Source organism: Adhaeribacter arboris (assembly GCF_003023845.1).
Lineage (GTDB): Bacteria > Bacteroidota > Bacteroidia > Cytophagales > Hymenobacteraceae > Adhaeribacter > Adhaeribacter arboris.
On sequence record NZ_PYFT01000001.1, the window covers coordinates 6,722,658 to 6,737,776 of the forward strand.

The window sequence follows — 15,119 nt, forward strand, 5'->3', positions numbered from 1 at the left end:
GACGCACAACGTCCGTCGGCTTGGCGAAGTTGGAGAGCAAAGCGAGCCAATTTTGCCAAACCGACAGTTAGGCGAAGTGCCGCCAGCGGGCGGAACTTGACCAGTGGAGGCCTCTTTGGAAAAGTTCAGAACCCGGAAAATTAGGGTTGGCAATGACCGATTGCCGCCGTTGTATTCCGGAAAAAAGCCACTCTTTGCTGGCCGCCCGGACGAAAAACTTGACTTTATGGTCCGTTTTCCGTACCTTTCGCAAGCTTTTTTAAGCGATTAGCTTAGAAAGACAGGCTTTCTGCGAATCTTCGCAAAAGCTTGCTCGCCGAGCCTATCGGCTCCGTGGCCATCTTCGTATTGCTTCTCTGAACTTTTTGGGCCTCCATTGCGCACTAACTCTTAAATAGACGCAGGTTTTCGCCTATTTTAAACAAATATACAAATACCATCTATTTTTGCCATTCGTGAAAATGTTTTTTGTAATTCATCTATATTTCAACAAATTATGTGTATCCATCGCATTCAGCAATACAAAATACGTATCACGCATTTTGCATGGCTGAATGCGGTAAAATTTTAAGTAACAATACAAAGTGCGCGTATCGCATTTTGTATTGTTACTTTGTTCAGCAATTGATTACGGCATCGTATCTAATGGGCTTTTAATTTTTTTAATGCTTTTCTCACTTACATGCGTATAGCGCAAGGTGGTAGTAAGGTCGTTGTGCCCCAATAACTCCTGAATAAACTTAATGTCGGTTCCATTCTCTAAAAGATGCGTGGCAAAACTGTGGCGCAAACCGTGGATGCCCACCACTTTGTTAATTTTAGCCTTCGCTAATGCATCTTTAAACACCTGCTGCGCGCTGCGGATGCTGTACGGTTGCCCGTATTGCCCTTCAAACAAAAATTTTTAGGGGCGGTACTCTAAAAAGTAAGTTCTTAATTGCTCCAGAATACTGTCGGGTAAGTTGGCGTATCTATCTTTTTTTCCTTTTGCCCGCTGAATAAAGACCCGCATACTCTGGCTATCAATATCGGTTATCTTTAAATGAACAATCTCACTGACGCGTAGGCCCATTCCATAGCATAGTTTCAGCATTGTATTATGTTTCAGATTTGTTGTAACGGCAAATAAACGTTTAATATCACGCGGCGAAATAACCTTGGGCAGTACCGAAGGCTTCTTGGGACGGGGAATTTCAAAAAAAAGTTGCTCCCGGTGAAGTACCTGCTCAAAATAAAATTTTATAGCATTCATTCGGCTGTGTAACGTATTTTCTGAGAGTTTAAGCGTATTAATACAATATAGGAAATAACTTCTGAGGCGAGTAGCATCCAAGGCATCAACGGGGTTGGCTTTTAACAGATAAAGCAATTGCGCAAATTCATTCCGGTACGTTTTAATCGTGCTGCTACTATATGCTTTCAACTGTAAGGTCTCGATGAGAATTTGGAAAGCGGGCTGGTTCACGGGGTGAATATGAGCCATTACCTCTTTACCCGCCAAAGGAGGCGCCAGGCCGAATAGCTAGCGATAATGTGGGGTATTCAGGACGTACCAGGCTTTTTGCGACCGGCTCCAATGAACGCCCACTAACTTGCGAACGCGCTCGTTTAGTTCCCGGCTATAATCGAAACGGATAAAAATTACCTCCTTGCTGTTGTGGGTAGCCGGCTCGTAGGTTATTTTCTGGTTCATATATTCTTGCAAGTCCATTAACTGTCCTCATCGTCTTCGACCTTTTTATCCAGCGTAATTAATTGCTCCGCTATAATTTCGGTAACCAATCTTTTAATGCCTTCTTTGTCTTCGTAGCTGCGGGTCTTCAACTTTCCTTTCACAAAAACCATACTTCCTTTGCTAAGGTACTTATTGGCTAGTTCGGCCAAGCCGCGCCACAGTACTACCGAATGCCATTCCGTTTGAGTTAATGTCCGGCCATTTTGGTCTTTAAAAATTTCGGTGTAGTGGCAACCGAAATTTTGGCGACGGCTACATTTTCTTCTAAGTATTGAAAATCGGGGTCTTTCCCTAAACTTCCTATTAACGATACTTTGTTTAATCCTCTCATGGCATTTTTCATTATTATAGACCGTATTTTTTCACCGTACTCCTATTACGTCGTTAGTCTATTCTTTTGCAATATTAGAAAGCAAAACCTACCTTAATCTTCATTCATCCTTTCTCAATAAGAGAACACCTTATGGCGGGCATCCGTTTTTTGGTAAGTATCGCCAAGAGAAATCTACCGCAAAGGCGTACTTACTTGAAGCGCACTAAAGTAGCGCCGTAGCCAAATTTTTCTTTCCGGGCATCTTCGTAGTATTTTATTTGGGTGCGGCGCTGACTTAATATTTTCTGAATTTCTTTGCGTAAAACGCCGTTACCGGTGCCGTGAATAAAAACAATTTCGTGCATATTACTGGCAATGGCCCGGTCGAGATTATCTTGAAAGACTGCGAGTTGGGTACGTAGCATTTCGCTGTTGCTCATTAAGGCGGGGTCCACATCGGTAAGTTTTTCAATGTGCAAGTCTACTTCGTGCGCCGGCATTTTTAACTGGTATGCTTCCGGGTTTTGCGTCTCGGTTTCCGTTAAATTTTCCAGAATTTTATCCGGATTCACTTCCGTTGGTTTCTGGTCTAACGAAAATAAATAAGCTTCTTTCTTAACTACCGGCGCTGTTTTTTTGCTTTTATAGAAGGAGGAAGCTTTAAATTTAATGCGTTTTACCACCGGCTCCAGCAAGGTAATACCACTCACCCGGTGTTGCAGGTACTGAATAACCACATCCGGCCATTTATCGAAATCTTTCAGGTGCAAATGCGCTACTACTTTGCTGTTTTTAGGCGTAAGCTTATCGTTTTGAATGCCTTTGTACCGGTTGTTGGTTTCTTCGCCGTAAGTAAAAAGTAAGTCAAAGTCAGAAAAATTAATAATAGTTACGGCCAGTAATTCTTCGGTTTGCGGCACTAAAGCGACGTAAATACCCGCAGTGGCCGTAACCGGCAGCGGAGCGGCTTCATTTTTCCGGGGTTCTTGGGTAGGCTGCTCCAAGCCCGCATTTTTTAAATATGTATCTTCTTCTTCGGCAATAACTACCACTTCGCGGCGTAAAACCGGAATGGTAAAATCATTATCAATGGCTATTTCTACCTGATCTGCGCCAATAAATTGAGTAATAATGCCTTGTTCTTTGCCGTGCAGCAAGCGCACGCGGTCGCCTATATTCATGGTATTATATTCGTTTAATCTAAATTTATAATAAGGAATGAAGTTTACTTCTAAAAAAATGGGTAACGTTTTAATTATCAATTAAACTTTCAGGAACGTTTAAATTTTCCGGCAAGCAGCCTGTTCTAAACTAAATTCTGCCGATATCTGCTGCACCCAATAATTTTCTTGCGTCTTTTTACGAATGATAACTATGAATGATGGTTACCTATTTTAATCTTCTGCTTCTGTATTTGATTATTTACGTATCATTTAAGCTTGTATAAGCTGGTGGTTAACCGGAATAAGTTAAAAATACAGGGTATGAAATCTTAGTTTTTGCCGAGGATTATACTCCAAAGCAGGTAAGGGTAAATGCACCATATCTAAAATAAAAAAAGCAGTATTTAAAAATTTACTTCGCGTTTTAATGGCCGATAAATTTACATCAGGAGCCAAGTAAAATTGCCGGTAAGCCCGGAAACCCGCCTGCTGATTGGTGCCGGGGTCGTTGTATACTATTTCCTCCGTACCGTAACCGACTGCCACGTTCAGCCATTTGGGGAAGCGGTTGTAAGCCGGTAAAAAACGGGCGATGTCTACGGCTAGCCAGTACGTTTGCCCGTTGTAATCCTTCAAAATTTGTTCAGGTAAGTTGCTGCCTAAAACGGCCGGGCGTTCCTGGGCAAAACGAGTCCGGTGAAACGAAAATTTAGGTACCACTCTCCATTCCGACCAAACCAAATATTGGCCCAGCACCGCGGCCGAACCGGCCGCGTTGGCTATTAAATCGCCGGGAGAGGCGCCATAATCAACGGCGTACCCATCCAGAATTTCAATGGGAGTTTGTAAAAGAACCCCCGCTAAACTACCCCATATAATGGCTTTCTTCTCTGGTACCTGGGCCCATTTGAGAGCGCTCACCGCCAAGCGGCTTTCGTGAAAAGCGCTCCAGAAATGCCCGACTTTATCCACCTGTTGCCATTCTTGGTTATCGTTAAAAAAATGAAAACGCGTGCGGGGCATATCCTGGTACCAGGCCTGACCCGCTGCTGCCAGCGCTCCCCCGTAAAGAATGCCCGAACCAATACCTAAAATCGTTAATTTAGAAGAAGAAACCTTAGCTGGTTTTAACGGAAGGGAAGCAGTGGAATCGGATTGAGCTTTTACTTGACCCGTTGAAAAAAGAACCAGACCCATTAGCGGCGAAGCAAATAAGTAAGGTATTTTCCAGCCTGGTTTCAATCGATTTGTTTTCACTCGGTAAATATACCGGAAATATCCGGGCCCAGCAGTAAAACAAAAAAGCTTCTGTTGGGTAACAGAAGCTTTGTATGGAAACGAATAACCCGCGCTTAAATTTGCGTTTGCGGCGATAAAACAGAATGGTAATATACCAAATCGTCGATAGGCGACCGGATAATTTTACCGAAAGCCATGTTATGTTCATTGCTTACTTCTTCTAAAACATCGCGGAAATTATACGCTACCGAACCCACGCAATTCAGCGAATATTGCTCGTAATTGGGGTAATGGCAAACCAAGTTCTTAAAGAAAGCTTCAAAAGATTCTTTTACTACCTCGCGGGAATAAGAAAAATTATTGTTCTCGTATAAAAACTTACTAAAGCTGGCTAAAAAGCGGTTAGGCAATGGTTTGTTGTAGAGGTTATCAAAAATATCTTCGTTGGTTAGTTCGTAAGTGTCTTTAAAAATTTTTTGCATGCCTTCGGGCAGGTAACCCCGCATGTAATCGCGCACCAGGCGCTTACCGATATGGGAACCACTGCCCTCATCCCCCAGAAAATACCCTAAAGAGTCGATGTTTAAGGTAACGTTTTTGCCATCGTACAAGCAGGTGTTGGCCCCGGTACCTAAAATGGCGGCAAAACCGGGTTCTACCCCCAATAAAGCCCGGGCTGCGGCTAATAAATCATGGCCTACGTACACGTTGGCGTTCGTAAAAACGGCCCGCATGGCCGCGGCGACTATTTCAATCTTTTCCGGCGCGGAGCAACCGGCCCCGTAATAATTTACTTCGTTTACGGCGTCTTTACGAAGGTTTTCCGGTAGGTTCTTTTGGAGCGATGCAACAATAGTAGGCGTATCGGAGAAATAAGGATTGTAACCTTCCGTGTTAAAATAAACCTTGGTATTGGAGTCCGTTATTAAACACCAACTTGTTTTGGTTGAACCACCATCTGCAATAATTACCATGTCAAGTAAAAAAGTTAAAAGGGTTTAAGCTGTGATTATTGTTGTACGTAATGCTCAGTTTTTGAAATTATTTAATCGTCGCCCCGCGGAGCGAATGGTTTGTAAACTTAAGATAAATAATTAATAATTTAATAATAGCATTACTATAAATATTTCACATTATGCAAAAACAAGAGTAATCCGGCTGAAATTATTCAGATAATTGGTTGTCTTCTTAGATAACCAATAAAGAAAATAGAAAAAATAAGGAAAATAGAAAGAAATTAAAACAACGTACATTTACTTATTGCCTTCATTTAAATTAATTGAGTACCAAACTTCTTCCTTAATAAAATTGGTTCACCTATTTAGTACTTGTCAGACATAAAATAGTTGTGTGCAATTTTAGATTTACGGCGTTTCCGGATGTTTTTTATGATTTTTAGATCTGGTCAGAAGAAACCGATTAACTTTGGCATCAGGTATCTTTCTTTTCTTGCTAGATGGAAAGTTACCGATGCGTTTACTTTAGCAGTTCCAGTACTAAGGCCGTTTTAGCCGGAATTTTTATTGTAGCCAGCGAAGGTAGTGTTTCTTCCGTCAGTACGTTGCGAGCCCGGGTAAAGCCAGCTATTCGTTCCGTGAAACGCTTGGTCTCCAATGAAATTTCCTGCTCGGTCGGGTTAGTGGCCACCATGATGGTTTTAGCGGCATCGTACCGGAAGTAAACGTACGTATTGTTTTGCGGCAAATACTGCATCAGTTTACCGCTGTGCAGCGCGGGCGTATTGTTCCGGTACTGAGCAAGTTTCTTTACAAAGTTAAAAGCTTCATTTTCTAAAGCAGAACGGCCACTCGCGGAGAATTTGTTTTCTTTATCGTCTTTAAAACCACCCGGAAAATCTTTTCGCACTTCGGCATCCGAGGGGTTTTTAAAATTTTTCATTAAAATTTCGGTACCGTAATATAGGCTGGGAATGCCGCGCGTAGTTAATAGCCAGGTTAGTCCCATTTTATATTTATTCAAATCTTCGCCGACTAAGGAAAAGTACCGGTCTGTATCGTGGTTATCTAAAAAAGTGACCAATTTTAAAGGATTGTCATAAACGGCATCCTGGGCCAGGGTTTGATATACTTTGTTTTCGCCGCCATCCCAACTGGATTTCTGGTTAATTGTTTCGAGGAAAGCAGTCCATAATACAAAATCTAAAGTGCCGGGTTGGTTGCTTTTAAAAGGAAAGTTAATTTTGTTTTTGACAAAATAAGCCTGACTAATGACGTTATTTACCCACGATTCGCCGAAAATATGAATATTGGGGTATTCCTCCAGTAAGGTTTGGTTGCAACGATTCATAAAAGCTTGGTCATTATACATATACGTGTCTATTCGCCAGGCATCAACCCCAAAATACTCCACTGTCCAGAGGGCATTCTGAATAAGGTAATTGGCCACGTACGGGTTTTCCTGATTTAAATCGGGTAAGAAAGGTACAAACCAACCATTTAAAGTTACTTTCTTGTCGCTTAAAGCTGAATAAGGGTCGAGTACCGGCTGAAATTTGTAGGAAGTATTGGTATAACTTGGCCATTGGTGCAGCCAATCTTTGCTGGGCGGATCTTTTAAAATCCAATGATTAATGCCGACGTGGTTATAAACCACATCCTGCACCACCCGCAAGTTTTTGGCGTGGGCTGCTTGCACAAATTTTAAGTAAGCTTCGTTGCCACCCAAGCGCCGGTCTACCTGGTAATGATCCGTAAAGCCATACCCGTGATACGCGCTGCGCAGGGAGCCGCCTTCGTTGGTTTGCGGTTGGTTATTTTCAACTACCGGATTGAGCCACAAGGCCGTAATACCCAATTCTTGAAAATAATCCAGATGATTGGTTATACCGGCAATATCGCCGCCGTGCCGTAAAAATGGATTTTGGCGATCTGCTGCCGGGTCAGCCATATCGGCGAATTTATCATTACTTTCGTCGGCGTTGGCAAAGCGGTCGGGGAGTACCAAATAAATAAAATCTTTACTGCTGACGCCCTGACCTTTCGGGCTTTTGGTTCTGGCTTTTAGTTCGTAGGAGTAAGTTGTTTTCTTCGCGCCGGTAAAAGTAAAGTTTAGCTTGCCGGGTTTAGCCGTTGCCGCAACGGTTAAATCCAGAAACAAATAATTCGGGTTTTCCACTTTATTAATTTTATCAAGTTTTACGCCGGGGTAATTAACGCTTACTTGGGTTTGGGCGATATCCGGACCATAGACCAGCAATTGCAGTTTAGGGTTCTTCATGCCCGTCCACCAAAATGTCGGATCCATTCGGGTTATTTGTTGGGCCCGAACAATGGGCAGGGTTAAAAGAAAAATGATAAGTCCGAGGTGAATTCTGCGAAGCATTAGGTTTGGCTTTTGGTAATAAAGAAAAAGTAGCGGAAAGATAACTCTTAAAATGTAGCGGGTTGAAAACTATACTTTGTAATAGTTTTCGAAATAAAAGTATATGAAATTACTCATGCAAGCAATAGGCTTATAATGGTAAATTTCAAAATTAAGGAAAAGTATAGTTGACGGTCTTATTGTAAAAAATACCTTTTGTAAGGTATAAAAAATTGATTTGCAACTTTTATTTGGATTTATTTGAAACCTTAAGCTTGTGAATTAAATTCATTCAAACTTCTGGCTTGCTTAAAAAAATTATAATCTACAAAGTAATTTTTTTCGCGTTAATTAAACTATCGCCAACTGGTAGAAAGTAATAGAGCCAATAATTCACCAAATTAATGGGTTGATATGAGATTCGCATTTATACTAGCCTGAATCACTTTTTAGCTTAAATTTCTAATTTTTTAATTTGGCTAAGCACTAGCTTGTTCAGACATCTGCTTAATTAAATACGTGATGATGAAAACCGTGGGAATCCAGTCTGCGTTTGGGGGGTAAGTGTGGTAGTATTCTAAACTTTATGCCTTGCCAGATGTGCCCTGATGAAAATAATTGTCGATAAAATACCCGCTGATACTCCGCCCGAGGCGCATTTGTACCTGGTTGGTAACTTTAATCGCTGGCAGCCGGGTGTGCCAGTCTACAGGCTGCAACCTCAACCAGACGGTACCTACGAAGTAACGGTGCCTTTTATGAACCGGCCCGTGGAATTTAAAGTAACCCGCGGCACCTGGGAGACAGTGGAAGCGGCAGAGGATGGCAGCGATAGACCCAACCGGAAAATTAAACTTCCGTTTCCACCTAAAGTAATGGTGCAAGTAGCCAATTGGACGGATTTAGTGACGCGTCCGCCCAGAAAACACACGGCCAGTCCCCAGGTACAAGTGCTGGATTCTGCATTTGAAATGCCCGAACTGGGGCGTACCCGGCGCATCTGGCTTTACTTACCCATTGATTATGCTACCAGTAAAAAACGGTATCCGGTGCTGTATTTACACGATGGCCAAAACTTATTCGACGCCTATTATAGCTTTAGCGGCGAGTGGGGAATAGACGAAACCCTCGATGAAATGGCGCAAACGGGCGGCCCGGAAGTAATTGTGGTGGGCATTGAACATGGCGGCGAAGAGCGGTTAAATGAATTAACCCCGTATAAAAATCCGGCCTACGGGGGCGGAGACGGCAAGAAATACCTGCAGTTTATTGTTCAGGATTTAAAACCTTACATTGATGAACATTTTCGTACCCAGCCGGAAGCCGAGCATACCGGAATCGGGGGTTCCTCTTTAGGTGGCCTTATTTCGTTGTATGCCGCCGCTCATTACCCGCACGTATTTGGTAAAGCAATGATACTTTCACCTTCGTTGTGGTTTTCAGATAAAATTTTTAACATAGCTAAAAAAGATTTTAAAAATACCCGCCTCGTTTTACTCGCCGGTGAACAAGAAGGCGAAGAAATGATACCTAGAATGCGGAAATTATTTGAGCACCTTATCGCCCACGGATTTCCCGAAGATCAAATCTGGTACCAGACAAGACCCGACGGAAACCATAGCGAATGGTTCTGGCGGCGTGAATTTCCGGAAGCCTTTAAATGGTTGTACGCAAAAAAATAAAAAAATTGTTGTACCATTAATTTCGAGTGCTATATTTGCAGCACCATGAAGATGAAACAACTCTATACTGCTGGCTGGTGGCACCTTTTAGAATTCTAAAAGAGTGAACTGGCACGTTTGTATACCGCTATAAATAGCAGAAAAAGCCCAAGTTCACTTGGGCTTTTTTTATTTTATGACTTTATTCTAATTGAAACAAAACAAATGAGACCTTATTTCTGCTTCCGGACTAATTATTATTGGCAAGGGTAAAACAAAAATCTTTACACAGGTTACGCCGGTGTTTTAATTTATACCCTTACATAATAGTAGTCAGAGAAAAACGAAAATTTTAAAATGAATAAATACAAGCTGTATAGCACGCATAAACAACTCCTCGCCGATACCGTTACCCCTGTAGGAATATATTTGCAATTACGCGATAAATACCCGAACTGCATTATGCTCGAAAGTTCGGACTACCACGGCAACGAGAACAGCTTCTCTTACATTTGCTGCGATCCTATCGGAGGATTTGAGTTAAAAGATCAGGTAATCAGCCAATACTTTCCGGATGGTACCCAGGAACAATTTCCCCTCGAAGACCGGCGCGACGCGGTGAAGCATTTGCAGCAGTTTATTAATTCTTTTTTTATCCGGACTAGTCCTTTTAACTTTATTAATAATGGCCTGTTTGGGTACATGACCTACGACGCCGTTACGTATTACGAAGATATTGAATTCCGGCCGAAAGAAACGGCTTATCCAGAATTGCCCGAAATCCTGTATCGGTTGTACCGGTTTATTGTGGTGGTAGATCCATTTAAAAATGAGTTGTACGTATTCGAACACAGTATCGACGAAAAGAGCAATGGGCCCGGACTGGAACAATTAGAAGCTTTAATTAAAAATAAAAATATACCGGCTTTTACTTTCACCCCCGACCCTGACGAAACTTCAAACTTTACCGACGAACATTTCTTAAAAGTATTAAACGAGGGGCAGCGCCATTGTAAACTGGGTAATGTTTTTCAGATTGTATTATCCCGCAAATTCTCGAAAAGCTTTAAAGGCGATGAGTTTAACGTGTACCGGGCTTTGCGCTCGATTAATCCGTCGCCGTATTTGTTTTACTTCGATTACGGTAATTTTAAAATTTTCGGCTCTTCTCCCGAAGCTCAGATTACCTTAAAAGGCAATAAAGCCAGTATTTACCCCATTGCCGGCACTTTCCGGCGCACGGGTAACGATAATGCCGATGCCGAACTGGCCCGTAAACTCTACGACGACCCAAAAGAAAATTCGGAACACGTGATGCTGGTCGATTTAGCCCGTAATGATTTAGGCCGCCACGGGGACCAGGTAGCCGTAGAAGTTTTTAAAGAAGTGCAGTATTATTCGCACGTTATTCACCTGGTTTCGAAAGTAACCAGCCAGCGCTCTAAAGAAACAGCGCCCATGCTCATGGTGGCCGATACCTTCCCGGCCGGCACTTTATCCGGCGCTCCTAAATACCGCGCCATGACGATTATTGACGAACTGGAACCTACCAGCCGCGGCTACTACGGCGGTTGCATCGGCTACATCGGCTTTAACGGCGACTTTAACCACGCCATCATGATCCGCTCTTTCCTGAGTACTCGCAACCAGTTGCATTACCAGGCCGGTGCCGGCGTAGTAGCCAAATCCAACCCCGATTCTGAACTCAACGAAGTACACCACAAACTAGCCGCCCTCCGCTCCGCCATGGAGAAGGCCGCGGGGATTTAGTTGGAAGGTTGGAAAGTTTAAAAGTTGAAAGGTTAGAAAGTTGGAAAAATTATGGCGCGGGTTGAGCGGTTTGAGGAGTTGAAGATTTGGCAGAAGGCGGTGGAGATTGCGGTGGATATTTTTAGAATCTCGGAAGTAGGTTCTTTAAAATCAGATTTCAGCACCAAAGACCAGATTAGAAGATCAGCTTTATCTATCTCCAGTAACATAGCCGAAGGATTTGAATACAACAGCCACTTGGAATTTTTAAGATTTTTAAAATATGCGAAAGGATCAGCGGGCGAATTAAGAAGTCAGTTATTTATCCTGCAAAAACTAAATTTGATTGAAGCAGAGTTTTATAGAAATAAGTTTGAAGAACTGGAACAATTATCGAAACAGATTTCTTCTTTTATGAAATACATCAAAGAGTTTCATTCCAAAAAGTAGAAAAAGTAAAAAGTTGGTGGTGAAAAGAAGTTTAAAATATATCTCTCAAGAGAACCTTTCCAATTTTTTCAACCTTCTGACTTTTAAACTTTATAACCTTCCAACTTTTCAACCAAAAAAATGAAAATACTAGTTTTAGATAATTACGATTCGTTTACTTATAACCTGGTGCAGCTGGTGAAAAAGCTCGGGTACGGCATGAACATGGAGGTGTACCGGAACGATAAAATTAGCTTAGCCGAAGTAGAAGAATACGACAGCATACTATTGTCGCCGGGACCAGGAGTGCCTTCCGAAGCGGGCATTATGATGGATTTAATTAAACAGTACGCTCCTACTAAAAAAATTATGGGAGTTTGTCTGGGGCACCAGGCTATCGGCGAAGTTTTTGGGGCCGAGTTGTACAACTTGCCCGAGCCCATGCACGGGGTAGCTACTTCGGTTAAAATTACTTCTAAAAACGAAACCATGTTCCGGGGGTTACCCACCGAATTTAAAGTTTGCCGGTATCATTCCTGGGTGGTAGTGCCTTCGTCGATGCCAAAAGAATTGGAGGTAACGGCTGTGGATGCGGACGGACAAATTATGGCTTTGCGGCACCGGGTCCATAATGTCAGGGGAGTCCAGTTTCATCCGGAATCTATCTTAACCGAAAACGGCGAAAACATGATGCGGGCCTGGTTAAAAGGATCCATTACCCCGAAAAAAAGCTGGATATGAAAGAAATATTGTTGCAGTTGTTTGAGCAAAAAGCACTTACTAAAGAAGCAGCTTACCAGGTTTTAGTGGATCTGGGCCAAGGTAAATTTAACCAGTCGGAAATGGCGGCTTTTTTAACCGTTTTTCTGATGCGGAATATTACCGTAAGTGAGCTGGAAGGCTTTCGGGATGCTTTGCTGGAGTTGTGCATTAAACCAAACCTGGGTACCCACGAGGTTATTGATATGTGCGGTACGGGCGGCGATGGCAAAGATACATTTAATATTTCGACGTTAGCTTCGTTTGTGGTGGCGGGTGCGGGCTATAAAGTAGCCAAGCACGGTAATTTCGGGGTTTCGTCCGTTTGCGGCTCGTCTAATATTATGGCCCATTTTGGTTACCAGTTTACCAGCGATAGTGACTACCTGCGTCGTAAAATGGATGAAGCCAATATTTGTTTTCTGCACGCGCCGGCGTTTCACCCGGCTATGAGCCACGTCGGACCAATCCGGAAGCAATTAGGCCTCAAAACCTTTTTTAACATGTTGGGCCCCATGGTTAATCCGGCCATGCCTCATTACCAGATGGTAGGCGTTTTTAACCTGGAATTGCTACGCTTGTACGCTTATTTGTACCAACAAACCGATAAGCATTTTATGGTAGTACATGCCCTGGATGGTTACGACGAGATTTCCCTGACCGGTGCTTTTAAAGTAGTAACCGAAAATGGTGAACAAATTCTAACCCCGCATAAAATTGGCTTTAAAGAAGTAAAGCAAGAAGAATTAGCCGGCGGCAAAACCGTAGAAGAATCGGCTAAAATTTTTATCGACGTGCTGGAAAATCGCGGAACCACGGCGCAGGCCAATGCTGTAATCGCCAATGCCGCCATGGGTTTGTATTTAATGAACGAAGATTTCTCGATTGACGAAGCCGTAGCTGCCGCCCGCGAATCATTAGAATCCGGCAAAGCCCTGGAGTCGTTTAAAAAGTTGATAGCTTAGTTGTATGTTGGCTATTAGATTCTGGATACTAGATATTAGCCGTTAGACATGAAATGGGAGATTTATAACTGAAATAAGTAAATCCAGAAAAAAGTCCCCCTTCGGAGGGGGTAGGGGGAGGACCAGGAACTACGAAAATTTTAAAAAATCAACCACCCCTTAATTCTCTTAAGCTTAGGCGGGGAGCAAAGAATTTAAGAATCAGATAAAAGCACAACTTGCAACCTGTATCCTGCAACTTGTAACCAACAACCTGTAACCAAAAAATGAACATACTCGAACAAATTGCCGCCTATAAGCGCCAGGAAGTTGCCGAACGCAAAGCCTTGTTTCCGGTGAAATTACTGGAGCAAAGCATTTATTTCGAAACGCCGCCGGTATCCTTCCGCAAGTATTTACTGCGCGAAGATCTGCACGGTATTATTGCCGAGTTTAAGCGAAAATCGCCTTCGCTGGGGGTAATTAACGCGCATACTTCCGTGGAGCGCACCACCATTGGATACATGCAAGCAGGTGCATCAGCTTTATCTGTACTTACGGATACCCAATTTTTTGGCGGCAAGAACGAGGATTTAACCATTGCCCGCAAGTTTAACTTTTGCCCAATTTTGCGCAAAGATTTTATCATCGACGAGTACCAGATCATCGAAGCCAAATCTATCGGCGCGGACGTTATCTTACTAATTGCCGGTATCCTGGAAGCCGATGAAGTAACCCGCTTAGCCACCTTTGCGAAATCTTTGGGTTTAGAAATTTTACTGGAAGTACACGACCGCGAAGAACTGGAGCGTACCTTAACCGACCAGGTAGATGCCATTGGGGTAAATAACCGGAATTTGAAAGATTTTAGTGTCAGTATAAATACTTCCAAAGAACTGGCCGCGCTCATTCCTGATACCTTCGTGAAAGTTTCGGAAAGCGGCATTGGCCAGGCCGAAACCATTCTGGATTTGCGGTCTTATGGTTACCGCGGTTTCTTAATGGGCGAAGCTTTTATGAAAACCAGCCGGCCTGAAAAAACTTTAGCCGCGCTCATTGAATCTTTAAAAACCGCCAAGTCGGCCTTCGCTTAACATTTTTTAAAATTTTTAAAAAAATGACTACCTCCTCTGTAACGACTCTCTTAAAAACGGAACCTACTACTTTACAAGTAAAAGTGTGCGGCATGCGGGAGCCCGAAAACATTGGGGAGTTAGTAGCCTTGCAACCCGATTACATTGGTTTTATATTTTACCGGAAATCGGCCCGGTACGCCGGCGAAAAACTAAATCCCGAATACATCAAACACCTGCCGGCAACCGTGCAAAAAGTAGGCGTTTTTGTAGATGAATCGCTGGAAACTATTCTGGCTTTAACAAAAAAGTTTGGCCTACAAGCCGTGCAACTCCACGGACAAGAAACCCCGGAATTTTGTAAGCAATTAAAGCAGGCTGGTTTCTTAGTATTAAAAGCTTTCGCGCTGGACGATGATTTTGATTTTAAAATTTTAGAGCCTTACGAGGGAACTTGCGATTATTATTTGTTTGATACTAAGGGCCAGCAACACGGGGGCAACGGCGTTACTTTTAACTGGAATATTCTGGAAAATTATCACTTAAATACGCCCTTTTTCCTGAGCGGCGGCTTAGATCTGGAACATGCCACTGCCATCAAAACCGGCCGATGGCCCTGGCTCCGGGGCATCGACATTAACAGCCGGTTTGAACTGGAACCCGGCTTAAAAAATATTTCCAAAGTAAAAAAAATGCTAACCGCATTTCGAGAGTAATAGATTTTAAAAAATAA

At 42.8% G+C, this 15,119-nt stretch carries 14 protein-coding genes and 1 pseudogene; 7 read left to right on the forward strand and 8 right to left on the reverse strand.

Annotated elements, in window-relative coordinates:
- Nucleotides 1-628 precede the first annotated feature (628 nt).
- From AHMF7605_RS30295 to AHMF7605_RS27270, 8 genes and pseudogenes are all read right to left on the reverse strand, one after another.
- A pseudogene (locus tag AHMF7605_RS30295) lies at nt 629-1,483 on the reverse strand (tyrosine-type recombinase/integrase).
- Nucleotides 1,484-1,522: 39 nt separating this feature from the next.
- Entirely contained in the window at nt 1,523-1,693 is a 171-nt protein-coding gene (locus tag AHMF7605_RS30305; RefSeq protein WP_199200316.1) for a hypothetical protein, read from the reverse strand.
- Nucleotides 1,694-1,710: 17 nt separating this feature from the next.
- Nucleotides 1,711-1,953, reverse strand: coding sequence for a single-stranded DNA-binding protein (locus tag AHMF7605_RS27250; protein WP_233219327.1), 243 nt, complete (start codon nt 1,951-1,953; stop codon nt 1,711-1,713).
- Entirely contained in the window at nt 1,923-2,066 is a 144-nt protein-coding gene (locus AHMF7605_RS30695; protein ID WP_233219272.1) for a single-stranded DNA-binding protein, read from the reverse strand. Before AHMF7605_RS30695 ends, AHMF7605_RS27250 begins: the two co-directional genes overlap by 31 nt.
- A 191-nt stretch (nt 2,067-2,257) precedes the next feature.
- Nucleotides 2,258-3,229, reverse strand: coding sequence for a Smr/MutS family protein (locus tag AHMF7605_RS27255; protein WP_106933638.1), 972 nt, complete (start codon nt 3,227-3,229; stop codon nt 2,258-2,260).
- Between the two features lie 288 nt (nt 3,230-3,517).
- Complete coding sequence (locus AHMF7605_RS27260) at nt 3,518-4,468, reverse strand: DUF2279 domain-containing protein (RefSeq protein ID WP_233219273.1); 951 nt, start codon at nt 4,466-4,468, stop codon at nt 3,518-3,520.
- A 95-nt stretch (nt 4,469-4,563) separates the two neighbouring features.
- On the reverse strand, nt 4,564-5,424 hold the full coding sequence (locus AHMF7605_RS27265; RefSeq protein WP_106933091.1) for an N-acetylglucosamine kinase: 861 nt from the start codon (nt 5,422-5,424) through the stop codon (nt 4,564-4,566).
- Between the two features lie 502 nt (nt 5,425-5,926).
- Entirely contained in the window at nt 5,927-7,792 is a 1,866-nt protein-coding gene (locus AHMF7605_RS27270) for a glycoside hydrolase family 13 protein (RefSeq protein WP_106933092.1), read from the reverse strand.
- Nucleotides 7,793-8,379: 587 nt separating this feature from the next.
- Here AHMF7605_RS27270 and AHMF7605_RS27275 point away from each other — a divergent pair.
- From AHMF7605_RS27275 to AHMF7605_RS27305, 7 genes are all read left to right on the forward strand, one after another.
- A complete protein-coding gene (locus AHMF7605_RS27275) occupies nt 8,380-9,453 on the forward strand; it encodes an alpha/beta hydrolase-fold protein (RefSeq protein ID WP_106933093.1) in 1,074 nt (357 codons plus the stop codon).
- A gap of 336 nt (nt 9,454-9,789) precedes the next feature.
- Nucleotides 9,790-11,202, forward strand: coding sequence for an anthranilate synthase component I family protein (locus AHMF7605_RS27280; protein ID WP_106933094.1), 1,413 nt, complete (start codon nt 9,790-9,792; stop codon nt 11,200-11,202).
- Nucleotides 11,203-11,253: 51 nt separating this feature from the next.
- On the forward strand, nt 11,254-11,631 hold the full coding sequence (locus tag AHMF7605_RS27285) for a four helix bundle protein (RefSeq protein WP_106933095.1): 378 nt from the start codon (nt 11,254-11,256) through the stop codon (nt 11,629-11,631).
- Between the two features lie 120 nt (nt 11,632-11,751).
- The gene (locus AHMF7605_RS27290) at nt 11,752-12,351 is read left to right on the forward strand and encodes an anthranilate synthase component II (RefSeq protein WP_106933096.1); all 600 of its coding nucleotides are present in this window, start codon (nt 11,752-11,754) and stop codon (nt 12,349-12,351) included.
- A complete protein-coding gene (trpD, locus tag AHMF7605_RS27295; protein ID WP_106933097.1) occupies nt 12,348-13,334 on the forward strand; it encodes an anthranilate phosphoribosyltransferase in 987 nt (328 codons plus the stop codon). Before AHMF7605_RS27290 ends, trpD begins: the two co-directional genes overlap by 4 nt.
- 266 nt (nt 13,335-13,600) lie before the next feature.
- Nucleotides 13,601-14,407 carry an indole-3-glycerol phosphate synthase TrpC gene (gene trpC, locus AHMF7605_RS27300; RefSeq protein ID WP_106933098.1) on the forward strand — a complete coding sequence of 269 codons (807 nt, stop codon included), beginning with the start codon at nt 13,601-13,603 and terminating at the stop codon, nt 14,405-14,407.
- A gap of 23 nt (nt 14,408-14,430) precedes the next feature.
- On the forward strand, nt 14,431-15,102 hold the full coding sequence (locus tag AHMF7605_RS27305; RefSeq protein ID WP_106933099.1) for a phosphoribosylanthranilate isomerase: 672 nt from the start codon (nt 14,431-14,433) through the stop codon (nt 15,100-15,102).
- Nucleotides 15,103-15,119 lie beyond the last annotated feature (17 nt).